This is a genomic window from Caldanaerobius polysaccharolyticus DSM 13641 (genome assembly GCF_000427425.1).
Taxonomy (GTDB): domain Bacteria; phylum Bacillota; class Thermoanaerobacteria; order Thermoanaerobacterales; family Caldanaerobiaceae; genus Caldanaerobius; species Caldanaerobius polysaccharolyticus.
The window spans coordinates 965,436-990,436 of record NZ_KE386494.1 but is presented as its reverse complement, the minus strand read 5'-3'; the positions used below and the strand labels follow the sequence as shown (position 1 = coordinate 990,436).

The following is a 25,001-nucleotide window of genomic DNA, read 5'->3' as shown; positions in this document are numbered from 1 at the left end:
TTTTGTTTATCGAAAATATAGTAGGATTTCTATAAAAAAACGTAGGATTTTATATTAATTTCTACATGATCAAATGATAACATTATCATCGAAAACGTAAATCATGAGATTTAAAGGGAGGGTTAAATTAATGACAAGGAAGAAAATAGCGAAACTTATTTCTCTGCTTGTTGCTGCAATGTTGGTAGCAACTATATTGGCTGGTTGTAGTGCAAAGCAAAGCAGCAAGGAAAGTGGGTCTGATGGTGCGACTAAGGCGTCCGGTGGCAAAGAGATAAAGATTGGTGTTGCGCTTTACAAGTTTGATGACACCTTTATTTCTAATGTGCGTGATGCCCTTGAAAAAGCGGCACAGGAAAAAAGTAAAGCTACGGGTGAAAAGATCGTTATAAACGCTGCAGATGGTCAAGGGCAACAAGCGACCCAAAATGATCAGATTGATACATTTATAACCCAGGGTTACAATGTACTCGCTGTAAATATGGTGGATCGTACCTCAGCTTCTGTAATTATTCAAAAGGCCAAACAAGCAGGTATACCTGTGGTCTTTTTCAATAGAGAGCCGCTAAAAGAAGACATGAATAAATGGGATAAATTGTATTATGTAGGAGCTAAGGCTGAAGAGTCTGGTAAACTACAAGGGCAAATCCTCGCTGATTATTGGAAGAAACACCCTGAGGCTGATAAGAATAAGGATGGGAAATTAGAGTACGTGATGTTAGAAGGAGAGCCGGGACATCAAGATGCTATTTTGCGTACCCAGTATTCTATACAAGCCCTTGAGGAGGCAGGTATAAAGGCAGTGAAGCTGGCTAGTGATACCGCAAACTGGCAAAGGGCACAGGGGCAGGAAAAAATGGCAGCGTGGTTATCGGCATTTGGAGACAGAATTGAAGCTGTACTTGCCAATAACGACGATATGGCATTGGGAGCTATTGAAGCCCTGAAAGCAGCAGGCTATTTTCAAGGTGGTAAATACATGCCTGTTATCGGGGTAGATGCTACTGCGCCTGCGCTTGATGCTATAAAAGCAGGACAATTGCTTGGCACCGTGTTAAACGATGCAAAAGGCCAGGCTCAAGCTATTTTTGATCTGGCGTATAGTCTGGCGAAAGGTGAAGATGTTACCAAGTCTGTGAAAAATCTAACAGACGGGAAATACGTGTGGATTCCATATAGACCTGTTACAAAGGACAATCTAAGCGAATTCAGCAAATAAAAGAGGATATGATTCAGGGAGTTTTATGGCTCCCTGAATCTGGTTGAGAGGTGTGAGCTATGGCACAAGAATACGTTTTGGAGATGCGCAATATTTGCAAGAACTTTCCTGGTGTAAAAGCCCTTGACAACGTTACGTTAAAGATAAGGCCGGGAACGGTTCACGCCCTTATGGGTGAAAATGGGGCAGGTAAATCCACATTGATGAAATGCCTTTTTGGTATATATGTACCTGATTCCGGAGAAATAATTTTAGAAGGAAATAAAGTGCAATTTAAAAATCCTAGAGAAGCATTGGATCATGGTATTTCTATGATCCATCAGGAACTCAACCCTGTTCCATACAGAACTGTTATGGAGAATATATGGCTTGGTAGATTTCCGGTTAAAGATGTCATGGGCATCAAAGTGGTGGACCATAAAAAGATGTACAATGACACAAAATCTTTAATGCAAGAACTTCAGATAGATATTAAACCGGATACACTGGTGGCCAGACTTTCGGTATCGCAGATACAGATGGTGGAAATTGCTAAAGCAATTTCATGTAAAGCCAAGGTTATAGTCATGGACGAGCCTACGTCATCGTTGACAGAAAATGAAGTGGAACACCTATTTAAGATTATAAAAAGCCTCCGAAGACAGGGAATTGCTATTATATATATCTCTCACAAAATAGAGGAAATACTTGAAATATCGGATGAAGTAACTGTAATGAGGGATGGAAAGTATATTGGGACCTGGCCGACAAATCAGGTTTCTATAGACATGCTCATCTCAAAGATGGTAGGTCGAGATTTAACCGACCGCTTTCCGCCTCGGGAGAATACTCCCGGCGATGTGATAATGAGGGTAGAGGACTTTACGTCGACGGATCCTAAATCATTTAAAAATGTTTCATTTGAACTAAGGCGTGGAGAAATACTTGGAATAGGTGGCCTTGTGGGAGCACAGCGCACGGAATTGGTGGAAGCCATTTTTGGATTACGCAGTATATCTAAAGGAAGATTGTTTATATCGGGGAAAGAAGTAAAAATCCACAGCCCTATAGAGGCTAAACGCCACGGCATTGCTTTGCTAACTGAAGATCGCAGGTCAACAGGTATATTCCCGGTTTTGTCGGTAGAGGATAATGCGTTGATTTCTGGTATCGATAATTATACAAAATTCAACTTTGTCGTTGATGGGAAGCGGGGTAAGAGCGATGTAAAAAAACATATAGATATGCTTCAGGTAAAGACTCCGTCGTTAAAAACGCTTATTCAATTTTTATCTGGAGGAAATCAACAAAAAGTAATTTTTGCTCGATGGTTATTGACCGATCCTGACATTTTGATCCTCGATGAGCCTACCCGAGGAATTGACGTAGGCGCCAAATACGAGATATACAAGATTATCGCTGACCTGGCTAAACAAGGTAAGAGCATAATAATGATTTCTTCAGAAATGCCCGAACTTTTAGGCATGTCAGACAGGATAATGGTTATGTGTGCAGGAAGGGTTAGCGGTATAGTGGATGGAAGAGAAGCCAATCAAGAACTTATCATGAAATATGCTACGCAATTTATGTAAGCCAGGAGGTTTGATAAAATGATAGACGCTGTATTTAAAAGAGAAAGCCGTTTTGACCTTCGAGAGTTTATAAATAAAAACGCAATTTACCTTGTGCTAATAGGGTTGATTCTAGGGATAGGCTTTTTGGATAAAAGTTTCCTCTCTATTGCAAATCTTAGAAATGTACTTATAATAGCATCTGTGCGCGTTATTATCGCTCTGGGTGAAGGCGGTATTCTGATCACCCGCGGAGTCGACCTTTCTGCGGGGCGTGTCGTAGGGCTTACTGCTTGTATTGCCGCCAGCCTTCTTCAAAGGCCAGATTACGCTTATAAGATGTTTAAAAGTCTGCCTTACATGCCGGTTTTTGTGCCCATTCTTTTAGTTATACTTATAGGGTTGATTATAGGCGTAATCAATGGCATGATTACTGCCTACTTGAAAATACCTCCTTTTATTGCGACGCTTGGAATGATGGTAATAGCCTACGGGGTAGCGAGTATATACACAAATGCCCAACCTATAGGTGGCCTTAGGGATGACTTTATGAATCTCGCTTCAGGTTCTGTATTTTTTATCCCTAATATAGTTATGATTGCTTTAATAGTGTCGATTCTGATATGGTTTATCTTAAATAAGACGCGATTAGGTAAGTATATATACGCTATAGGTGGCAACCCTAATGCTGCCGAGGTTTCCGGGGTTGACGTAAACCGCACATTAATAACAGTTTATGGACTTGGGGGCGCTCTTTATGGCTTGGCTGGAGCATTGCTTGCGGCAAGAACTGGAGGAGCGACCAACAACTATGGTCTAATGTACGAACTTGATGCAATAGCTGCTGCTACAATAGGAGGGGTATCGACCTCGGGTGGTATTGGAAAGGTATCCGGTATAATTACAGGCGTTCTTATCTTTGAGGTGCTCAATAATGGACTTGTTATATTGGGTTTGTCTGCATACTGGCAGCAGGTTGTAAAAGGCATTATCATTATTGCAGCTATAGCTTTTGATATTAGAAAGTATCTTGCTAAGAGGTAATACACATTTTGAATAGCTTTTAAAAAACAGGCTTTCATTTTTCTGGGTTGACGTGAAAAATGAAAGCCTGTTTTTATCGCAATAAAGTTCGCAATATACAATTCATTTTTAAATTATATACCTAATAGCATGTCCAGAACACGAACAATTTACACTTGAAATCCCTATAAACTTCTGGTATCATAAACAAGGGATTTTGAGTCCTCACATGGGACGACTGAACCAATATGACCTATGGAAGGTTCAGTAAAAAGGAGTGAGAATCTTGAAGTACGATGTAATCATAGTGGGGGCTGGTCCGGCGGGTATTTTTACCGCGCTAGAACTTACAAAAAACAGCGACCTTAATATTTTGATGCTGGAAAAAGGCAAGGCGATCGAAAAAAGGAACTGCCCTGTAAACAATAAGGGGGTTAAGTGCATTAACTGCAAACCCTGTTCTATAACCTGCGGTTGGGGTGGAGCAGGAGCTTTCAGCGATGGAAAGCTTACACTGACGTCGGCATTTGGCGGTGTTCTAGACGAATATATTTCCAAGCAAAAGCTGGAGGAGCTTATAAAATACGTGGATCAGGTTTACGTAGAATTTGGTGCGACTACAGAGGTCCACGGAACCGATGAAGAAAAAGTCCGGGAGATAGAGAGAAAGGCTGCTGCAGCTGATCTCAAATTGATTCCAGCCAGGGTAAAGCACCTGGGTACGGATAAATGTTATGATATACTCAGAAAGATGCAATATCAGTTAAGTGAGAAGGTTACTATAAAGACAGAAACACCTGTTAAAGATATATTGGTGGATGAAAATACAGTATATGGTGTCAGAACAGAGAATGGAGAAGAATATTATGCCGATTATGTGGTTGTAGTACCTGGCCGGGAAGGTGCCGAATGGTTTAACGAGCAGACGGCAAAGTTAAAACTTAAGACAAAAAACAACGCCGTAGATATTGGAGTAAGGGTTGAGGTGCCCGCTGTGGTTATGGAGGATATAACTGATGCCGTCTACGAATCCAAGCTCATATATTTTTCTAAGTCTTTTGACGACAGAGTTAGGACCTTCTGCATGAATCCTTACGGTCAGGTAGTGGAAGAAAACAATAATGGCATCAAGACTGTTAATGGACATAGCTACAAGGACATAAAAACCCAGAATACCAATTTTGCCCTGTTGGTGAGCAAAGAGTTTACAGAGCCTTTTAAAGAACCCATTGCTTACGGCAAGTATATAGCTACATTGGCGAATATGCTTGGCGAAGGAGTTATCGTTCAGAGGCTAGGTGATCTGCTGGATGGGCGAAGGTCCACATACGAGAGGATAAAACGAGGCCTTGTAGAACCTACGCTGGCTGATGCCACGCCGGGGGATTTAAGCCTGGTTTTACCATACAGGCATTTGACTTCTATCATAGAGATGCTTCAGGCGATGGATAAGATCGCTCCGGGTGTTTATTCAAAGCATACGCTGTTGTACGGAGTGGAAGTAAAGTTTTATTCATCCAGGGTGGAGCTTACGGACAAATTTGAGACAAAAATAAAAAATCTCTTTGCTGCAGGAGATGGGGCTGGCATAACCAGGGGATTGGCTCAGGCCTCTGTCTCAGGTGTTGTTGTGGCAAGAGAGATTTTAAATAGATTGATGGGGAGAGATTGATATGTCGTCAGTGGTAATAGTAGGTACACAGTGGGGAGATGAGGGCAAAGGCAAAATAACCGATTACCTCGCAGAGAGATCGGACATCGTAATGAGGTATCAAGGAGGTTCTAATGCAGGGCATACCGTGGAGGTTGACGGTAAGCAGTATAAGCTTCACCTGGTACCGTCTGGCATATTGTATCCTGATAAGCAGTGCCTTATAGGCCATGGCGTGGTGCTGGACCCTGAAGAGCTTTTGCAGGAAATAGAAATGCTGGTGTCGCAAGGCGTTGATGTGAGCAACTTGAGGATAAGCGACAGAGCACACCTGGTTTTCCCGTATCACAAGCTCCTTGATGGGCTTGAGGAAGACAAGAAAGGTGCTAACGACATAGGTACCACGAGAAAGGGAATAGGACCTGCTTATATGGACAAATCCGAGAGAATAGGTATAAGGGTATGCGACCTTATGAACGAGGATGTTTTTAGAGATAAGCTTAAGGCCAATTTACAGAAAAAAAATGAGATATTGACTAAAATATATGGCAAAGAGCCCTTTGATGCCGATGAGATGATTGATAGATACCTGGGGTACGGCAGGCAGCTCTCTTGTTATGTAGCGGATACCACTGTTATTGTTTACCAGGCATTAAAAGCGGACAAAAACGTGTTGTTTGAAGGTGCGCAAGGTACTTTGTTGGACATTGACATTGGGACATATCCCTATGTCACCTCTTCTCATCCTATAGCAGGTGGTGTATGCGTCGGGGCGGGGATAGGTCCTACCATGATCCACAAAGTAGTAGGTGTGGCAAAGTCTTATACCACCAGAGTAGGAAAAGGTCCGTTTCCTACAGAGCTATTTGATGAAATAGGGCAGAGCATAAGAGAGAAAGGCCGCGAATACGGAACCACCACTGGCAGACCAAGGAGATGCGGTTGGTTTGACGCGGTGATCGTCAGCTTTTCTGTAAGGGTAAATGGCATAACGGATCTGGCCATCACAAAGTTGGATACATTGGCTGGCCTTGAGACAGTAAAGATATGCACGGCGTACCGCAGAGGAAGTGAGATCATAGAGAACTTCCCCGCAAGTCTTGAATTTTTGTCTGAATGCGAGCCGGTTTATGAGGAGTTACCCGGATGGGATAAGAGCATAGAAAAAGCGAGGACATATGATGAGTTACCTGTCAATGCCATAAGGTATATCGAGAGGATAGAGGAACTGTGCGGTGCCAGGGTAAGTATATTGTCTGTAGGTCCGGCGAGAGAGCAGACGATTATCAGGTAGGCATTGGTGAAAGATATGTTTGACATATGTTTGCTGGGCACAGGAGGCATGGTGCCTATTCCTCATAGGTACCTCTCTTCACTGATATTGAGATACAATGGCACCACATTGCTTGTGGACTGCGGTGAGGGTACGCAGGTGCCCATTCAACAGCTGGGCTGGGGGTTCAAAGGTATAAGTGCGATTTTATTCACCCATTATCACGGAGACCACATAACAGGATTACCTGGTATACTTTATCAGATGCTAAATGCGGAGAGGACAGAAAAGTTGACCCTTATGGGCCCTGTAGGCATCTTGGTTTTAAAGAGCATAGTAGATGTTTTGTTTAAGAAGACGCCTTTTGAAATAGAGTTTTTGGAATTAAAAAGCGGTGAGGAGATAAAAATAGGCGATATAGTGGTGAAAGCCGCGTCGGTTTTACACACGGCTCCATGTTATGCTTATAGCTTTGAGGCCAGAAGGCTACCGCTTTTTGATGTGGAAAAGGCAAAAAAGCTAAACATACCTGTGCGATTCTGGAACCTGCTTCAGCACGGTCAGGTGGTCACCTATCAAGGCTGTGTATACACTCCTGATATGGTGTTGGGAGAAAAGAGAAAGGGTTTGAAAATAAGCTACAGCACGGATACCAGGCCGACAAAGGATCTGGTTGAGCTGGTCAAAGGCAGTGACATTTTTATAGGCGAGGGGATGTATGGCGACAACGCAGATGCGGAAAAGGCCAGAGAGAAATGTCATTCTACGTTTTTTGAAACAGCCAATGTGGCAAAAGAGGCCGGTGTGGGTGAACTCTGGCTTACACATTACAGTCCTTCCATGTTGCAACCGGAGAGGTATATAAAAAATGCCACATCTGTGTTCCCTAATACCCGCCTTGGAAAAGATTTAATGACGAGGAGCCTTAGGTTTCGAGATAAATAAAACCCAAACAAATTAAAGCCGTCGACTGACGGCTTTAATTTCTAAGCGATCTGTTTTATATCATAATCAATATATGTCTTTTTTCCATGGAATACTTAATTTTTCCTTGATTTTCAATGCATCACTTTTATCTGCAAGGACAACTATATAATCACCTGGTAATATCTTAGTATCACCTTTTGGGATCACTTCTGTTGTCCCTCTTTTTATACCTACAATTAAAAAGTTATCAGGCAGTTCTAAATCTTTAATCTTCTTCCCATCTAGAATTGATCCTACGCAAACAGGTACCTCGAATATGGTTTTGCTTTCTTTATCAAACTTATCATTACACGATTCCTTGGCGTTCTTCCTTAAAATCCTGTCAAGAAGTGACTCATATATTGGCGCGTTTCCAAATAAGCTTGATGAAAGATATGCTGTTATTGAAACCGTACTTAATGACAATAAATGGCTGAAAGACCCTGTCATCTCAGTAACAAGAAGACTTCCTGTGATAGGTGCTCTTACAATGGCAGCAAAATAACCTGACATCGCCAGTATAACAAAATTATTGAGATATACGGGGTTCATATGTGTAATCCTGATAATCACAGAGCCGTATATATCACCGATTAATGCTCCGATAATGAGAAGTGGCATAAAGATGCCCCCGGGTGCTCCGGAACCATAGCTTGCCATTGTAAACAGGAATTTTACAATAAGCAATAAGAGAACAAATTTAAAGCCCCAGTTGCTGCTTGTTAACTTATCAACAATTTCTTCACCGCCGCCCAGCGCATGGGGTATATAGAGACCGATAGGGATTGACATTAAAAGAGGTATAATGGGTTTTAGATGATCCTTTATGTTTATCCTCCTGTATAAATCCTGTGTCTTTAATAGGGTTTTATTAAATAAAATTCCACATAAACCAACAATTACACCGAGTATGATGAGGTATAAGTAATTTTTTAAAGGCACAACATAGAGATTCTTTAGATTAAAAACAGTTTTTAGGCCTAAAAAAGAGTCGGCCACAAAAGTAGATGTTAATGATGCGACCATCGCAGAAACAAGGACCAGTGGGGAAAAATTTTTATGCAGTTCTTCTAATGCAAATATGGTACCTGCCAATGGAGCATTAAAAGCCGCTGCAAGACCTGCGCTGGCGCCGGATGTGAGCAAATATTTCTCTTCCACTCTCAAGCGTCCTAAGAGCCTACTTATACCCTGGCCTACAGATGCGCCAAGCTGTACACAAGGGCCTTCTCTCCCCAGCGAAAGACCTGCACCGATTGCAAGTATTGTACCGATAAACTTTGACACAATAACGCTCATCCAATTTGCTTTTAAATGTCCAATTATCATACCTTTCACCTGGGGTATGCCACTTCCGCCAATCATGGGTTCTTTTTTTAATATGAATCCGATTATAAAACCAATGACTAACAAAATAACGACCCACATGAAAATTAAATATGTGTGTACATGAAGCATTGCATATGTGTTGATGAGTAAAATATTCAGCTTACCAATAAGGAATCTGAACAAAGAGACAATAAGTCCAACTAAAGCACCCGTAAAAATCCCTTCGACTATTATGCGCTTGCGGAATTCTTCCCAGTTCTTTATTGCCCTATATGTGCTACTTTTGCCTTCTTTCAACAATATACCCCCCAATAAATATTTGTTTTGTCATTATTATAATATAACATATTACATATTTTCACATAAAGGGCTGAAACTTTTTGTTATCGGTGTAATTCTTTTTCTAGTACAAGGACATATTATGGCTACCTCCTATGCTATTATTGTATATGGGGGTGTGTTATTATGGGTAGATATTGCAAAATAATATCAATGTTTTTAATTATTACTTTATCTGTGACGATGTTCCCGCTACGTTCTTTTGCCGGAAGTAACCCAAATGACTGGGCCGTCGAGGCTGTGGATGCTTTTCAAAAAGATAATCTGGCAGAGCCAGCATTTTTAAGTGACTATCAGAGAAATGTGACTAGACAGGAATTTGCTATGCTTCTGGTAAAAGCCTATGAGAGGATGGAAGGACCGATACAGCTACCGGTAAATTATACTTATAAGTTTAAAGATGGATGCGATGCATTATATAGAGATTACATTCAAAAGGCTTATCAAATAGGCGTCATCAAGGGTTATAAAGAGGATGTATTTGGCTCTTATGATCCAATTACAAGAGAGCAGATGGCTGTAATGCTGGTCAGGTTTTTAAAGCTGGTTTACCCTCAGGACGATTACAGCGCATCGGAAAGCTTGAATTTTTCCGATAAAAATGAGATATCTGATTGGGCCAGGGCAGCCGTTGCGTATGTTTATAAAGAAGGAATAATGAAAGGCACGTCTTATGATAAAATAAGTCCAAAAGCTTATACCACAAGGGAGCAGGCTATTGTTTTGATGTATAGACTGTTAATTAAAAAGGGCATTTTAAAAGCCGCTGATAATGTCCAGAAGACAATTAAGTATATTCCGGATATAAGTATAACGGTAAACCAGGGGGAAAGTTATAGTTTACCGTTGACTCTGGAAGCTACTATGAGTGATGGCACTGTACAATCGGTGAGTGTGTCCTGGAATCCCTCTAAAGTTGATACAAGTAAACCTGGTAGCAGTTTGTATTATGGTGATGTTGCAGGCTATGACAGGAAGGTCATTTTGACATTGACGGTAAAAGCTAGCAGTAGTCAATTAAGTGTTAAGGATATTGCCAAAAAGAGTAATGGAGTTGTAACAATAATGACATTTAGTGTCGATGAAAAACCGCTGGCACAGGGTAGTGGATTTATTGTGTCCCAGGACGGAAAAATAGTAACTAATTACCACGTTATTAAAGATGCTTGCTCTGCAAAGGCAGTATTAGGTGATGGGAGGCAATATGAGGTAGAAGGTATAATCAGTTATAGTGAAAATCAGGATATAGCGGTGTTAAAGCTGAAAAATGCCAGAGATTTACCTGTACTTGCACTGGGCGATTCGGATAAGGTGGAAGTGGGCGATGACGTCGTGGTCATTGGAAGACCGGAAGGTCTGGATAATACTGTATCAAAGGGAAATATAAGCGCCATAAGAGAGACGACGAGGAAGGGTTTCAAAGATTTTCAGACTACCGCCCCTGTGGCTCATGGGAGCTCAGGCAGCCCTCTGTTTGATATGCAGGGATTGGTAATCGGCGTTATATACAGTGGTTATGATACAGGAAACCTAGCTTTTGCTATCCCTATTAATGAGATAAAGCCTATGCTTGGTGGCAACTCAATTAAAACACTGGCAGAAGTAAACAATTTGACGCAGATGACGTATGAGGAGTACGCAGCATATCTGGAGAAAAACTATCCAGGATATATCCTAAATGGCCAATTTGTGCCTTTTAATGACTATTATGTGACTGAAGACAGTGGGACGATTTATATTTTGATTTCTATAATAGGCGATGATAATTACCTCAAATATCTGGAAAGTTTATTATCTAAGCCGAATATAAGTTTAGAGGAATATAGGGCCAATGAAAAGTATGTTGAAAATTATATCCAGAAGATATACAATGACGCTCAAAAGAGGTATCCCGGGAAAGAAATAGTAGGAGGGTTGTATGCTTATTTCAGCTATAGTTTTTATCCTTCTAATCCTGAGAGTTACTATAAGATTAAATATAATCCAGATACAAATATGTGGGATATAGAAGAATGGATACTAATGTTTGGCAATATTAATGGTTTTTATGTTAAATGGAGACCATATGCGAATTAGAAAAACAAGGACTGAAAGAATATTAAAAGCCGTTGATTGACGGCTTTAATTTTAATGGAGGATTTTTGCAGGTTTATGTAGAATTATAATGTTACGTTGTGTGAGAAAGGGAAACATTATGGAGTTAATCAGAAAAGAAGATATAGATGAGGCATTAAAAAAGTTAAAATATCGATATTATAAATTGATACTGGTAGTGGGCCCTATGGGCTCAGGCAAGACCGATTTTATTAAGAGCATATCTTTAAAATACGCTTTTGACTATATAAACCTTAATTTAGAGCTATCAGAGAAATTGATAAATATACCTGTTGACGAGCGCTGCTATTATGTAGAAGATTTTATTGATGAAATTTTAGCGGGGAAGAGGACAGAAATTCTCGCAATTGATAATATAGTGATATTGTTTGGACCTCATCTGAAGCTGGAGCCTTTGCGGTTATTTAAGAACATGAGCAAGTACAGAGGGATGATTGTGGCGTGGGGCGGCGATCTGGATGATGGATATCTTACTTATGCCCGACCGGGTCATCTTGAGTTCAGGAAATATAGTCAGAATGAGATTGAATGCATGGTTATAAAATTAGGAGGGAAGACGGGATGAAATACGGTGATTTAGTTCAATACGATCCTATTGAAACGGTGGTAAAATTAAAAGATGCCGATAAGGAAGAAGAGGCTGTAAGGCTTGTAAAAACCTATGTGATGTCAGACAGTATGGCTGACAGCTTGATAAACGTGTGTATCCCACAACTGCAGTTTGATGAGACCATCGACAATAAAGGTATCTTTATAGTGGGCAACTACGGAACAGGTAAGTCCCATCTCATGTCGGTTATATCAGCTATTGCCGAGAACAAAGATCTGCTGGAATACGTAGATAACTTAGCGTTCAGGAAAACTGCAGAGAAAATCGCTGGCAGATTTAAGATTTTAAGGTTTGACATAGGTTCTACCACCATGCCTCTAAGGGATATGCTGCTGAAGGAGATTGAGAAGAATTTATCTAGAATTGGAATAGAATATCACTTTCCACCAATGGATCAGATAACCAACAACAAAGAATCATTGATGGAGATGATGGAGGTCTTTCAGGAGAAATACCCTGATAAAGGCTACCTTATTGTAGTCGATGAGCTTTTAGACTATCTGAAGTCGAGGAAGGAGCTGGAGCTTTATCAGGACCTCACGTTTTTGAGGGAAATGGGAGAGGTGTGCAAATCTTCCCGCATAAGGTTTATGTCTGGTGTTCAGGAATCGCTTTTTGATAACCCCAACTTCCAGCATGTAGCCCAAACCATACTCAAAGTAAAGGACAGGTATGAGCAGATTATAATAAGGCGGGAGGATATATCTTATGTAGTGTCCCAGCGTCTATTGAAAAAGGATGACAGGCAAAAGGCGTGGATAAGGCATCATTTAGAAAAATTCAGCTCCCTTTATAAAAATATGATTTCAAGATTAGAGGAATACGTAGACCTTTATCCTATACATCCGGCTTTTATTGAGGTCTTTGAGAAAATATATATGGTGGAAAAACGGGAGGTTTTGAAGGTAGTAACTCAGTTGATGAGAGAGATGCTGGATAAAGATGTGCCTGAAGATCAACCTGGCCTAATATCCTATGATGCTTACTGGAAATTTATCAAAGAAGACAGGGCGATGAGGACAGAGCCCAATATAAAAACAGTGGCAGATAAGAGCGGAGTATTGGAAGATATAATCCAGCATTCCTTTACAAAACCCATTTATAAACCCGCTGCCTTGAGGATCATATACGCGTTAAGCGTTCACAGGCTTACTACAGGAGATATTCATGAGCCCATAGGTATAACCGTAGAAAATATGAAAGATGATCTTTGTATTTACATACCATCCCCTGAGCTGGAAGAGGATTTTCTTGTGTCCACTATACAAACTATAATGAAGGAAATAATCAAGACATCCAACGGTCAATTCATAACGTATAACTCACAAAATCAGCAGTATTATCTGGATATGGAAAAAGTGGGCATAGATTATAATGTCAAAATACAGAGCAAAGCCGAGATGCTGGATGATGATGCCTTTAACAATGGCTATTACGATATCCTTATAAAGGCACTGGACTGGAATTCTCCTCAATACGTTAGAGACCATAGGATATGGCAGTATGAACTTATGTGGGAAGAGAAAAAGGTTGCAAGATATGGCTATCTTTTTATGGGTTCACCTAATGAGAGGACTACTGCCCAGCCTCCCAGGGATTTCTATATATATTTCCTTAAACCCTATGGGGATAAATATTTTAATATAGATGAATATGAAGCACAGCGTGACGAGGTTTTCTTTGAATTTGTCAACAGGGATGAAATAATCGATGATAATATAAAGAAATACGCTGCAGCTATGTCATTGCATACAGGAGCGTCAAGCGAAGAAAAACAAATATACTTGACTAAAGCCAATGAGTATATGAAAAATGCGTTGAAATGGATAAGGGACAATATGAATGATTGCTTCATGGTCAGATATAGAGGGGAAAGCAGAAGCATATTTCAATGGATAAAAAGCAGAATGACAGGAGATAAGACCCTTAAGGATTATGTGGATATGACCGCATCAGTGTGTTTATCGTCGTATTTTAGTGATAAATATCCTGATTATCCTTCCTTTGCCGTATCTATTACAGAAACCAATTTAGAGGATATGTTTAAAGCGGCAATTAATTATCTGGCAGGGAAAAAAACTGAACACGGCGCCAAAATACTGGCATCTCTGGAATTACTGGATGGGGACATTATATCACCATCTGATTCTATGTATGCTCAGTATTATCTGGATTTGTTGGATAAATTGCCACCAGGGAAGGTATTGACTTATGACGATATAATGGAGGATGTGTATGGGGATTCCTTAGACAAAAAATTCAAGCTGGAGCCTGAATGGGTAGTGTTGGTCCTCTGTTCGCTGGTCTATACCGGTGATATTACACTGACATTGGAAGGCAGCAATACAAAATACGACGCTACTATGTTGGTACAGTTGGCGAACATGAATCCTGCCGATCTGGTGAAGTTTAAGCACATCGAGAGGCCCAAAGATATGCCTGTAAAGGAACTCAAAAAGCTTTTTGAATTTCTCGGGTTGCCGCCAGGCCAGATAACCAATCCCAACTCCAGGGACGAAGCTATTAGAAATATGCTTATTAGGATAGATGAGATAATAGAAGATTTAAACGTAGTAAAGCAATTTGCTGTTAGCGATGCAGTTATATGGGGGAAACCTGTGATTGATGCAGACAAAAAGAAAGAGTACAAAGAGGTGCTAAATAATTTAGGTAACTTTCTGGATTCCTTAAGGGTTTACAATACAGCTGGTAAATTAAAGAATTTTAGATACAGGGAAGAGGATATATCAAGGCAAAATGCTGGAATAAAAGTTATGAAAGAAGTAGAAAGGTTAAAAAGTATCAAAGAGAAAGTAGGGCCTTATACCAGTTATCTTTCTTCTGCTGAATTGTTGTTAAAAGACAAAGATTGGGCAACTGAGATGGTTAATAAAATGAATGAATCTAAAGCAAAGGTAGAAGAGCTGCTGAATAATACAAAAGGGGATGATAGCGCGTTAAAACAGGTTGTAGCAGAGTTAAGAAATCTCAAAGAGGAATATGTAAAAATGTATATGGATATGCACAGAAAATACAGGTTGGACATAAACGAAGATGGGCGCAAGAAAAAGATAATGCGCAGTGACATACTGAATAACCTAAATAAACTTGCGACTATAGAGGACGAAAACAACATACTGCCCGTTTTTGAACTTAAAGAAGTACAAGATAGGCTGGCTGCATTGAAGACGTGTTACAGCTTGAAACGATCAGATATGGAGGACAATTCTATGTGTCCTCACTGCGGTTATAATTTTTCAGATAGCGAACAGCCTGTATATGGTGTACTTGACTATGTAGAAGATAAGATCGAAGAGGTTTACGAGAGTTGGACTAAAACGCTTCTGAATAACATCGAGGACCCCATGCTGCAGCTGGCAGAGAATATAAAATATTTGAGTATAGATCAGCGAAAGTCCATTCAACAGTTTTTGTCTACCCGCAAATTGCCTGATAGGATAGACAATGTGTTTATTTCGGCCGTAAATGACCTCATGAAGGGTCTAGAAAAGGTGGAAGTATCTGTTTCTGATATAAAGACGTATATCGCCGGCGATGGGCCGTGTACTGTGGATGAGATCAAGAAGAAATTTGAAAGGTATATCGACAGCCTGGTATTTGGCAAAGATGTGAGTAAGGTGAGGATAATAATAAGGTCATAGACCCCATGGCTAAAGCCAGGGGCTTGTGAGACAAGCCCCTGCAGCTCAGCCAGACCTATGACCAGCCTGAGTGCTGGAGTTCAGCCGGAACGATGAAGGCACTACGTTGGAAGGGCGCACACCTTAAGATGCATTCCCAGTCTTCTGCCCTGTGGCACAGCGTTAAAAGCGAGCAGGGGTGCAGCGAGCGGTGCGCTGTGAGCTAAACCCCTTCCAACATTGGCGAGGGAAGACTGCAGATCGGCAATCTGCGGCGTCACCAGCCCCGTAAGGGGCTCCGAAAGGAGAGGAGGAAGAATGGTTTTCGTCCTGGATAAAAAGAAAAAACCGCTCATGCCGTGCACGGAGAAACGCGCAAGAAAACTGCTGCAAAGTGGCAGAGCGGTGGTGCATAGATTAATGCCCTTTGTTATCCGCCTGAAAGATAGAACGGCAGAAGAGAGTAACTTCCAACCGTTAAGGTTGAAATTCGATCCGGGAAGCAAAACAACAGGTTTTTCCTTGTTGAGAGAAGAGAGTGCTGAAAAATCAGCAGCAATAATAATGGGAGAAATTCATCACAAGCAGGGGATAAAAGACAGACTTGACAGCAGAAGGGTATTAAGACGTGGAAGGAGGAACCACAAGACGCGTTACAGAAAGCCGAGATTCGATAACCGCAGGAGGGAAGAAGGCTGGCTGCCGCCGTCATTGGAAGCGAGAGTGGAAGAGACGGTAAGGGCAGCAGAGAAACTGATGAAATGGCTGCCCATCACATCGATAAGCACGGAGCATGTCAAATTCGATACCCAGCTCATGCAGAACCCTGAAATCAGCGGAATTGAGTACCAGCAGGGCGAACTGTACGGATACGAAATAAGAGAGTACCTGTTAGAGAAATACGGCAGGAAATGTGCATACTGCGGTACCGAGAACGTGCCCTTGCAGATAGAGCATGTGGTACCCAGAAACCCAAAACACGGACCGAAAGGCACGAACAGAGTTTCCAATCTCACGATTTCGTGCGAAAGGTGCAACAAAGACAAAGGGAATAAGCAACCCGAAGAATGGCTTGAGGAACTGCAAAAATCGAAACGAAAAATTGATCGGGTGCGAGCGGAGAACCTGCTGAAGGTGCTTGCGAACCTGAAGAAACCGCTGAAGGATGCAGCAATGATGAATGCAACGAGATGGACACTGTACGAGAGACTGAAGCGTACAGGATTGCCGGTAGAATGCGGTACGGGTGCAAGGACGAAGAAGCAGAGGATAGAGCACGGATTTCCCAAGGCCCACTATTTTGATGCTTGCTGCGTGGGTGCCAGCACGCCAAAAACAATCAAGATAAAGACGAAGTATACAGAGATATGGACGGCAGTGGGCAGAGGCAACCGTAAAATGTGCAATACAGATAAGTACGGATTTCCGATAAGTCACAGGCAGAGGAAAAAGAGACACTTCGGATTTCAAACGGGCGATATAGTGGAAGCTGAAGTTCTTTCAGGGAAATATAAAGGCACATGGAGAGGTAGAGTGGCAGTACGCGCCAGCGGGTATTTTGATATCAAAGACAGCAAAGGGAATCGTATATGTCAGGGAATTTCATATAGGTACGTAAGGTTATTGCAGTACGTGGATGGATGGCAGTATGAAAAAGAGAAAGTAGCTTATTAAAGCATACGCTCCTCCCCATGGCTAAAGCCAGGGGCTTCCGCGCGATGCTTTTTGATGATGAGAATGTTTTGTGCTCTGTAGTATAATTATAATTTGTTAATGAATTGAAAGGGTGATGATGTTGAAAGTCAAATTTACGGTGGCAATCCAAAAAGAAGAAAACTGGTATGTGGCAAAGTGTATCGAAAACAGCGTAGCATCTCAGGGCAAAACCATAGAAGAAGCCCTGGATAATTTGCGTGAGGCTTTAGAGCTGTATTATGAAAATGAAAAACCTGAGATAGAAGAAAAGCCCTTATTTATAACCACTTTGGAGGTAGCGATATAATGGGATTAAAAGGAACGTTAAAAAGCATTCTCGAGCAAGCAGGGATATCATTGGAAGAATTTAAAAAACATTTATGAAAAGGAGGTTACAATGAAACTAACAAAAGAAATTCTCGACACTGTAAGAAATATAGATGGATTTCCTGTGGGGGATGATGAGGCTATAATCGAGCTGTCAGATCCCCCTTACTACACAGCCTGCCCTAACCCATACATCAAGGACTTTATTGAAAAATACGGCACGCCTTATGATGAAGAAAATGATGACTATAACTGCGAGCCATATGCTGCCGATGTCTCGGAAGGCAAGAATGATCCCATATACAACGCCCATTCCTATCACACCAAGGTGCCCCATAAGGCAATCATGAGGTATATACTCCACTACACCAAGCCTGGTGATATAGTATTTGACGGTTTCTGCGGTACAGGTATGACAGGTGTGGCTGCCCAGATGTGCGGAAATCCCGATCCCGAGTTCAAGCTAAAGGTAGAGAACGAGGCCAGAAAAGAGGGCAAGAAGATAGAGTGGGGAGCCCGAAGGGCCATACTGGGTGATCTCTCACCTGCTGCCACGTTTATAGCCTACAACTACAATACCCCTGTGGATGTGGAGGCATTTGAAAAAGAGGCCAGTAGGATACTTAAAGAGGTAGAAGAGGAGTGCGGGTGGATGTACGAGACCATTCACACCGTAGACGGCCAGCCTCAATACGATATTACAGGCAATGTGATAAAAGGGAGGATTAATTATACCGTCTGGTCCGATGTGTTTGTGTGCCCTTACTGCACCGAGGAGATTGTCTTCTGGGACGCTGCGGTGGATAAAGATACAGGGAGCGTCATGGATGAGTTCAACTGCCCTCACTGTGGCGCTAAAGTGAGCAAGAGAAACCTGGAAAAAGCCTGGAGGACTGTGTATGATAAGGCTATAAACCAGACCATAAAACAGGTAAAACAGGTGCCTGTGTTGATAAATTACTCTGTAGGTAAAAAGAGGTACGAGAAAAAGCCCGATAAATTCGATCTGGACCTTATAAATAAAATTGAGGAAATGGATATACCCTACTGGTATCCTACGGATAGGATGCCGGAAGGCGATGAATCCAGAAGAAATGATAAAGATGGCATAACCCATGTGCACCATTTTTATACAAAGAGGAATTTGTGGGTTTTGAGCGCATTGTATGAAAAAGGAAGCAGGATATATTTTAATTATATTAGATTTAAATTCATATGGCTATTGAATTCGTTACATGAAAGAACCTCTATTATGAATAGATATTTATTTAATAGAGGTGGTGGAGGTAAAGTAACAGGAACATTGTATATTCCGTCTCTTATAAAAGAAAATTCAGTTTTTCATCATGTAGAAAATAGATTAAATCTTATATTGTTATTTCTTAAGAAATGGGTGGTTAATGCTACTATAACTTGCACTAACTTTTTTACACAATCAGCGTCAGATCTTAAAAATATACATTCCAACTCCATCGACTATATATTTACAGATCCGCCTTTTGGGGACAACCTTATGTACAGCGAGCTCAATTTTATATGGGAGGCATGGCTTAGAGTTTTTACAAACAATAAGACAGAGGCGATTATAAATAAGACACAGCATAAGGGCCTTCACGAGTATCAGGAATTGATGACCAGGTGTTTTGCTGAGATGTACCGCATACTTAAGCCAGGCAGGTGGATGACGGTGGAGTTCCACAATTCTAAAAACGCCGTGTGGAACGCCATCCAGGAGGCCATTCTGAAAGCGGGATTTGTAATTGCCAGCGTAAAGAGCCTCGATAAAAAGCAAGGGACCTTTAAGCAGGTGACGACACATACGGCTGTTAAACAGGACCTCATCATATCGGCGTACAAGCCCAGGGAGTCCTTTGTAAGAAAGTTTTTGAAGGAGGCAGGGACGGAAGAAGGGGTATGGGATTTTGTCAGGCAGCACCTCAAGAACCTGCCGGTGGTTGTGGAGACAGGTGGTAGGCTGGAGGTAGTACCTGAGAGGTTGAATTATGCTCTGTATGACAGCATGATAGCATTTCACATTCAAAAAGGTGCTACCATACCCATGGGAGCAGCGGATTTTTACGCCGGATTGCGCCAGAGGTTTCCTGAAAGGGATGGCATGTATTTTCTGCCGGAGCAGGTCAGTGTATACGATACCAGAAGGATGAGGATGGAACTAAGCGGTCAAATATCTTACATGATTTCTGACGAAAAATCGGCCATAATGTGGCTCATGAGCAAACTGCAGGACAGCCCAAAGACATATGCGGAGATACAGCCTGAATTCCTGCAGGTGTTGCGCTGGTCAAAGCATGAGAAGACATTGGAGCTGTATGAGCTTTTGGAAGAGAACTTTTTGCAGGATGAAAATGGGCGATGGTATGTGCCTGATGTCAGCAAGCAGTCTGATCTGGAGAAGCTGCGGGAGAAAAGGCTGCTTAAAGAATTTGAGGAGTACGTAAATAGCAGCGGCAGGTTGAAAGTTTTCAGGACGGAGGCCATAAGGGCTGGATTTAAGAACTGCTGGAGAAATAAGGACTATGAGACTATTGTTAAAGTAGGCGAGAGGCTTCCTGAGAGCGTATTGCAGGAGGATCAGAGCCTTCTCATGTACTACGACAATGCTGTGACGAAGACGGGTGGTTGATTTGTTTAAAACAGGTGATGTGGTATACGATAGGGAAAGAGGCAGGTACGTCAAGATTATCGAGATAAGAGAACTTTGGGGGTACAGGACTTACGATGTTTACGACCCTGTGGACAAAGAAATTTATTCTACCGCTGACGATTACATAGGATATGGAGATAACGATGATTTTAACCTGTACGCCTTTAAATACATTGTTACCGCTGCCAGAATAAAAAATGAGATGGCAGCAAACATACTTTCGCCTGTTGGCAACAACATCATGCCCCTTCCCCACCAGATCTATGCCCTTAACAGGGCTTTGTCCGGTGACAGGATAAGGTACCTGCTGGCAGATGAGGTGGGTCTGGGCAAGACTATAGAGGCTGGTCTGATAATAAAAGAGCTGAAGTTGAGAGGGCTTATCAGGCGAATTCTCATAGTCTGCCCCAAGGGTCTTATAACCCAGTGGCACCAGGAGATGAAACACAAGTTCGATGAAGACTTTAATGTGGTTTTGCCTCAGGACTTTGATGCCATTAGAAGGCTGTACGGTGACGGCAATGTGTGGCGCAGGTTTGACCAGGTCATCTGCCCCGTGGACTCGGTTAAGCCTTTGAAGAGAAGGCAGGGATGGAGTAAGGAGCAGGTAGATGAATACAATAAGGAGAGGATTGCCGACCTTGTGGCAGCGGGGTGGGATATGGTGATTATAGACGAAGCCCACAGGCTGGGCGGCTCTACCAGCGATGTAGCCCGCTACAGGCTGGGGAAGCTGCTGTCAGAGGCTTCTCCCTATCTTCTTTTGCTTACGGCCACTCCCCACCAGGGCAAAACCGGCTCTTTCTTGAGGCTGATAAGGCTGCTGGATAAAGATGCCTTTCCCGATGAGAATGCGGTCGTCAAAGAGCAGGTAGCACCTTATATCATACGGACGGAAAAAAGGGAAGCAGTGGATAAAAACGGCAATCCGCTGTTTAAAAAGAGGATAACCAGGACGATGGATATATCCTGGGATGTAAGGCACAGCCTGCAGAGAGAGCTGTATGAAAGGGTTACGGAATATGTAGCACACGGTTACAACAGGGCGAGAAGAGAAAAAAGGTATTACATAGGTTTTCTCATGGTGTTGATGCAGCGGCTGGTGACCAGCAGTACCAGGGCGATTCGCGTCAATCTGGAAAAGAGGTTGGAGATACTGAAGAGCGGTGATACAGGGGCTCCCGAAATGGACGATGAGGATTTCTGGGAGGAAGATGCCCAGGAGGCCCTGGATGACCTCATTGGTGCAGACATTCGAGATGTGAAAAATGAGGTGAAGGAAATCCAGGATCTTCTGATAATAGCCAGGCAGGCTGAGAATCAATATGTTGACGCCAAAGCTGAAGTGCTTATAGATCTTATAAACAGGCTTCAGGCGGAAATGGCAGAGGATTTTAAAGCGATAGTATTTACCGAGTTTGTGGCCACGCAGGAATTTCTGAGAGAATATCTGCAGGAAAAGGGCTTCAGTGTAGTCATATTGAACGGTTCAATGAGCATGGACGAGAGGGATAAGGCGCTGAGAGAATTTAAAGAAAAAGCAGATATACTGGTTTCCACAGACGCCGGTGGAGAGGGTTTGAATTTGCAGTTTTGCCATGTGGTTATAAATTATGACCTGCCATGGAACCCCATGAAAATAGAACAGCGGATAGGCAGGGTGGACAGGATAGGCCAGAAAAGCGATGTCCAGGTTTACAATTTCATGCTTTCAGATACGGTGGAATTCAGGGTAAGGGAAGTCCTAGAGGAAAAGTTAAAGACCATAGCCGAGCAGTTTGGCGTGGATAAATGGGGAGATATACTGGACACTGTTCAGGCGGAGATGGATTTTACCGAGCTTTATATGAACAGCATCGTAGATCCAAGGGATATAGGCTACAGGGTAGATGTGATGGAAAGAAAGATAAAAGAGAAAACCGAAAAAATTAGCAGCATTAAAGAGCTTATAAAGGATGATAAGGTTTTGGATGAGAGCGTCGTAAAGAAATTGGCAGGTACTCAGCTTCAGAACTGGATTAAGCAGATGTACATAAACAAAACCCTGGCGGATGGCGGCGAGGTTAACCTGTTTTTGCTGGAGGATGATGACTTTTTCTCTTTGAGTAATGAAGTTATCAAGAGAATGCTGGGGGATTTGCCGCTGTATATAAAGAAAGATAAGGTTCCCGCATTGCGTATAGATAATAGCTCCAATGAGAAGGGCTACTGGACGCTGTGGGAGGTGAGCATTAACGAGAATCGCCCCGATTATAAGCAATTTTTTCCTCTATTTATAAATGATAATGGTGTGGTCAGGATTCCTTCCTCCAGATTGTTGTGGGATGTGTTTGTGAATGAAAAAGATAATTTGAATTTTACCGGCTACAGGGAAATGGACGATGAAATGTACCATATGATATGGGAAAGAGCAAAAGATGTGGCCTATAACGTATTTGACAAGATGAAAACCCGCTACCTTGAGGAGTTGGATAGAGAGAAGAAAAAGTACGAGTACGCCTTCAAATTGAGAAAGGAAGCGGCAGGCAGGATTGGCCTTGAAGCCGTCAGGCGATTTCGGCTGAAGGAGATTGAAAAAGAAGAGACTTCATGGCGAAATAAGATGCAAAAATCATCTATCCTTATGCCTGCTTTAAATCCCGTATATATGGTTTATCTGGAGTGATGCTATGATCGATTATGTTATTGAGAAAATAGGGTTAAACGTGTATGATGTAATACTGCTTTGTGATAGAGACGGAATCCTGCTAGAAGAAAGCGTGGCAGGTGAAATAAATAAGAGCGGTTACGAGATAATAGAATACCAGGACCCGGACATGTTCAGGTATTATTACGAACGAAATGTGCGCAGTGTCATTGATAGCGGCAGTATGCCCGATAAAAAGTTGATTATAAGATACGATAAAAGGCATATTCTGCCCTATGATATACAGAAGGCCTGCTATAACGCATCAATATCTTTAAGTGATATATTTCCTAAATTAAGTTATGATGTATTAAAAGAGCTGGGCAGTGATATCTATAAAAATATTTTTGAGGCGTATAAAACCTATAACGGTAGACGATTAGGCGATAGGGACACGATGAATTTTGTACTGAGATACGTCTACGGTATTGTCCCTGAATTGATAAATAATTTCACTGCCCTCGTAAAGCTGTTTATAAGCCTTTATTATAAGCAAATGGAACTTCCTGAAATACTTGGGCGTTATTTGTGCGACGTGTTAAGCGACAAAAATAGTTTGGAAGGTTATCCGATAAACGAAGTGATTTTAAGCAAAGAGAGTTTTTTTAAGTTCCTTCAAAAGCAATGGGAATTATACGTTCAGGATCTTCTAAATAACACCAGAAATTCCATAATCGATTTTAGCGATCAGGATATAAAGGCGTACATGGACAATCTCTTTACGGAAAAGTACCTGGAGCCTGTAAAAGTGGACGGCATTGATGGATTGCCTGTTTGGGTTCGTGCTGGGATAGTTTACGATGAAATCGACAGGCTTAGGAAAGATTATGATGGTTTGCTGGATAAGATCAATGATTCAGTAAAATCCGTAAAATCCTTCAAGGATTGGTTTAATATAGCTTCCATGTGGGCTGAGGCATTGTTGATATACCATAGGGTAGATGTGGATTTAAAGCTTGATAAAGAGAAATTTGCTTATACAGGTCAGGTGCTGGATAATAGTTTTAACCGATGGCTTTTGGACAATTATCGCTATCTCACCTCGTTATCCTATGTCAGGTCTCCTGTCATGGTGCATCATATACCATGGCATATCAATTACAAAATGAGGAAGATGAGTTATAACAAGTTTGCGCTTATAGTGATGGATGGCATGTCTCTGGACGACTGGTATGTGATAAGGGACTATTTGAAACAGGTGGATGACTGGACGATGGAATCAGCGCTGTCCTTTGCATGGATACCCACAATAACGTCAGTATCGCGGCAGGCCCTTTTTTCCGGGGAGGTGCCCGTATACTTTAAAGATACGCTGTTTTCCACAAATAGCGACGCCGTGCACTGGAAGCGGTTCTGGCTCAATCAGGGCCTTAATTCCGACAGCGTGTTTTACATGAGGAACATTTTTGACTTTAGCGAAGAAGGGTTGAGTGATATAATAGATAATCGCAGGGCAAAGGCCGTTGGCCTTGTGGTGAACATAATAGACCGAATTATGCACGGCCAGCAGCTATCTGTAGAGGGGATGCACCAGGATATAAGGTTATGGCTTAAAAAAGGCTATTTTGAGAGGTTCCTCAAAGAATTGCAGTCAAAGGGGTACGAGATATTTATTGCCTCAGACCACGGGAATATAAGTTCTGTAGGGCAGGGGAAAGCTCAGGGAGGGATCTTTGTAGAGAAGGCTGCTGAGCGCGTGGTGGTATATGACAGCGGATATGATTATGGGAAAGCAGTAGATGGGTATAGGTCTTTTAAGTGGCCAGGTTTTGGTCTTCCGGAGGATTATAGTTATTTAATATGCGATGACAGGTATACATATTCTGCTCAAGGGGAAAGGGCGATAAGCCATGGAGGAACCTCGATACAGGAAGTCATAGTGCCGTTTATACATATAAGAAGGGAAGATTAG

General features: G+C 41.9%; 15 protein-coding genes. 14 read left to right on the top strand and 1 reads right to left on the bottom strand.

Annotated features, from left to right (window positions below; all coding sequences use genetic code 11):
- The first annotated feature begins 130 nt into the window (after window positions 1-130).
- From CALPO_RS0105710 to CALPO_RS0105685, 6 genes are all read left to right on the top strand, one after another.
- Entirely contained in the window at window positions 131-1,219 is a 1,089-nt protein-coding gene (locus CALPO_RS0105710) for a galactose ABC transporter substrate-binding protein (protein ID WP_051585850.1), read from the top strand.
- A gap of 59 nt (window positions 1,220-1,278) precedes the next feature.
- Window positions 1,279-2,790: a sugar ABC transporter ATP-binding protein gene (locus tag CALPO_RS0105705; protein ID WP_026486471.1), complete on the top strand. Its 1,512-nt coding sequence runs from the start codon at window positions 1,279-1,281 to the stop codon at window positions 2,788-2,790.
- 18 nt (window positions 2,791-2,808) lie between these two features.
- Window positions 2,809-3,813: a galactose/methyl galactoside ABC transporter permease MglC gene (gene mglC, locus CALPO_RS0105700; protein WP_035172199.1), complete on the top strand. Its 1,005-nt coding sequence runs from the start codon at window positions 2,809-2,811 to the stop codon at window positions 3,811-3,813.
- 262 nt (window positions 3,814-4,075) lie between these two features.
- Window positions 4,076-5,464, top strand: coding sequence for an NAD(P)/FAD-dependent oxidoreductase (locus CALPO_RS0105695; protein WP_035172369.1), 1,389 nt, complete (start codon window positions 4,076-4,078; stop codon window positions 5,462-5,464).
- A 1-nt stretch (window position 5,465) separates the two neighbouring features.
- The gene (locus tag CALPO_RS0105690; RefSeq protein WP_026486468.1) at window positions 5,466-6,737 is read left to right on the top strand and encodes an adenylosuccinate synthase; all 1,272 of its coding nucleotides are present in this window, start codon (window positions 5,466-5,468) and stop codon (window positions 6,735-6,737) included.
- Window positions 6,738-6,752: 15 nt separating this feature from the next.
- On the top strand, window positions 6,753-7,661 hold the full coding sequence (locus CALPO_RS0105685) for a ribonuclease Z (protein WP_026486467.1): 909 nt from the start codon (window positions 6,753-6,755) through the stop codon (window positions 7,659-7,661).
- 66 nt (window positions 7,662-7,727) lie between these two features.
- Here CALPO_RS0105685 and CALPO_RS0105680 read toward each other — a convergent pair whose 3' ends face one another.
- Window positions 7,728-9,308 carry a ClC family H(+)/Cl(-) exchange transporter gene (locus CALPO_RS0105680; protein ID WP_026486466.1) on the bottom strand — a complete coding sequence of 527 codons (1,581 nt, stop codon included), beginning with the start codon at window positions 9,306-9,308 and terminating at the stop codon, window positions 7,728-7,730.
- A gap of 168 nt (window positions 9,309-9,476) precedes the next feature.
- Between CALPO_RS0105680 and CALPO_RS14160 the strand changes: the two genes are divergently transcribed.
- The 8 genes from CALPO_RS14160 (at window position 9,477) to pglZ (ending at window position 25,001) form a co-directional block, all read left to right on the top strand.
- Window positions 9,477-11,426, top strand: coding sequence for a trypsin-like peptidase domain-containing protein (locus tag CALPO_RS14160; protein ID WP_026486465.1), 1,950 nt, complete (start codon window positions 9,477-9,479; stop codon window positions 11,424-11,426).
- A 118-nt stretch (window positions 11,427-11,544) separates the two neighbouring features.
- On the top strand, window positions 11,545-12,030 hold the full coding sequence (gene brxF, locus CALPO_RS0105670) for a BREX-3 system P-loop-containing protein BrxF (protein WP_026486464.1): 486 nt from the start codon (window positions 11,545-11,547) through the stop codon (window positions 12,028-12,030).
- The gene (locus CALPO_RS0105665) at window positions 12,027-15,737 is read left to right on the top strand and encodes a DUF6079 family protein (protein WP_026486463.1); all 3,711 of its coding nucleotides are present in this window, start codon (window positions 12,027-12,029) and stop codon (window positions 15,735-15,737) included. The genes brxF and CALPO_RS0105665 overlap by 4 nt, the downstream gene beginning before the upstream one ends.
- Before the next feature lie 297 nt (window positions 15,738-16,034).
- Complete coding sequence (iscB, locus tag CALPO_RS0105660; RefSeq protein ID WP_026486462.1) at window positions 16,035-17,390, top strand: RNA-guided endonuclease IscB; 1,356 nt, start codon at window positions 16,035-16,037, stop codon at window positions 17,388-17,390.
- Between the two features lie 118 nt (window positions 17,391-17,508).
- On the top strand, window positions 17,509-17,718 hold the full coding sequence (locus CALPO_RS0105655; RefSeq protein WP_281172730.1) for a type II toxin-antitoxin system HicB family antitoxin: 210 nt from the start codon (window positions 17,509-17,511) through the stop codon (window positions 17,716-17,718).
- Window positions 17,719-17,808: 90 nt separating this feature from the next.
- A complete protein-coding gene (locus CALPO_RS0105650; protein ID WP_026486460.1) occupies window positions 17,809-20,382 on the top strand; it encodes a DNA methyltransferase in 2,574 nt (857 codons plus the stop codon).
- Between the two features lies 1 nt (window position 20,383).
- Window positions 20,384-23,068, top strand: a complete 2,685-nt coding sequence (locus CALPO_RS0105645) for a DEAD/DEAH box helicase (RefSeq protein WP_026486459.1) — start codon at window positions 20,384-20,386, stop codon at window positions 23,066-23,068.
- Window positions 23,069-23,072: 4 nt separating this feature from the next.
- Window positions 23,073-25,001, top strand: a complete 1,929-nt coding sequence (gene pglZ, locus CALPO_RS0105640; protein ID WP_026486458.1) for a BREX-3 system phosphatase PglZ — start codon at window positions 23,073-23,075, stop codon at window positions 24,999-25,001.

Bases quoted from the DNA above. Each gene is read 5' to 3' on its own strand.
- CALPO_RS0105665 (WP_026486463.1), top strand. From the start codon at position 12,027: ATGAAATACGGTGATTTAGTTCAATACGATCCTATTGAAACGGTGGTA.
- CALPO_RS0105710 (WP_051585850.1), top strand. From the start codon at position 131: ATGACAAGGAAGAAAATAGCGAAACTTATTTCTCTGCTTGTTGCTGCA.
- CALPO_RS0105705 (WP_026486471.1), top strand. From the start codon at position 1,279: ATGGCACAAGAATACGTTTTGGAGATGCGCAATATTTGCAAGAACTTT.
- pglZ (WP_026486458.1), top strand. From the start codon at position 23,073: ATGATCGATTATGTTATTGAGAAAATAGGGTTAAACGTGTATGATGTA.
- CALPO_RS14160 (WP_026486465.1), top strand. From the start codon at position 9,477: ATGGGTAGATATTGCAAAATAATATCAATGTTTTTAATTATTACTTTA.
- iscB (WP_026486462.1), top strand. From the start codon at position 16,035: ATGGTTTTCGTCCTGGATAAAAAGAAAAAACCGCTCATGCCGTGCACG.
- CALPO_RS0105685 (WP_026486467.1), top strand. From the start codon at position 6,753: ATGTTTGACATATGTTTGCTGGGCACAGGAGGCATGGTGCCTATTCCT.
- CALPO_RS0105655 (WP_281172730.1), top strand. From the start codon at position 17,509: ATGTTGAAAGTCAAATTTACGGTGGCAATCCAAAAAGAAGAAAACTGG.
- brxF (WP_026486464.1), top strand. From the start codon at position 11,545: ATGGAGTTAATCAGAAAAGAAGATATAGATGAGGCATTAAAAAAGTTA.
- CALPO_RS0105650 (WP_026486460.1), top strand. From the start codon at position 17,809: ATGAAACTAACAAAAGAAATTCTCGACACTGTAAGAAATATAGATGGA.
- mglC (WP_035172199.1), top strand. From the start codon at position 2,809: ATGATAGACGCTGTATTTAAAAGAGAAAGCCGTTTTGACCTTCGAGAG.
- CALPO_RS0105690 (WP_026486468.1), top strand. From the start codon at position 5,466: ATGTCGTCAGTGGTAATAGTAGGTACACAGTGGGGAGATGAGGGCAAA.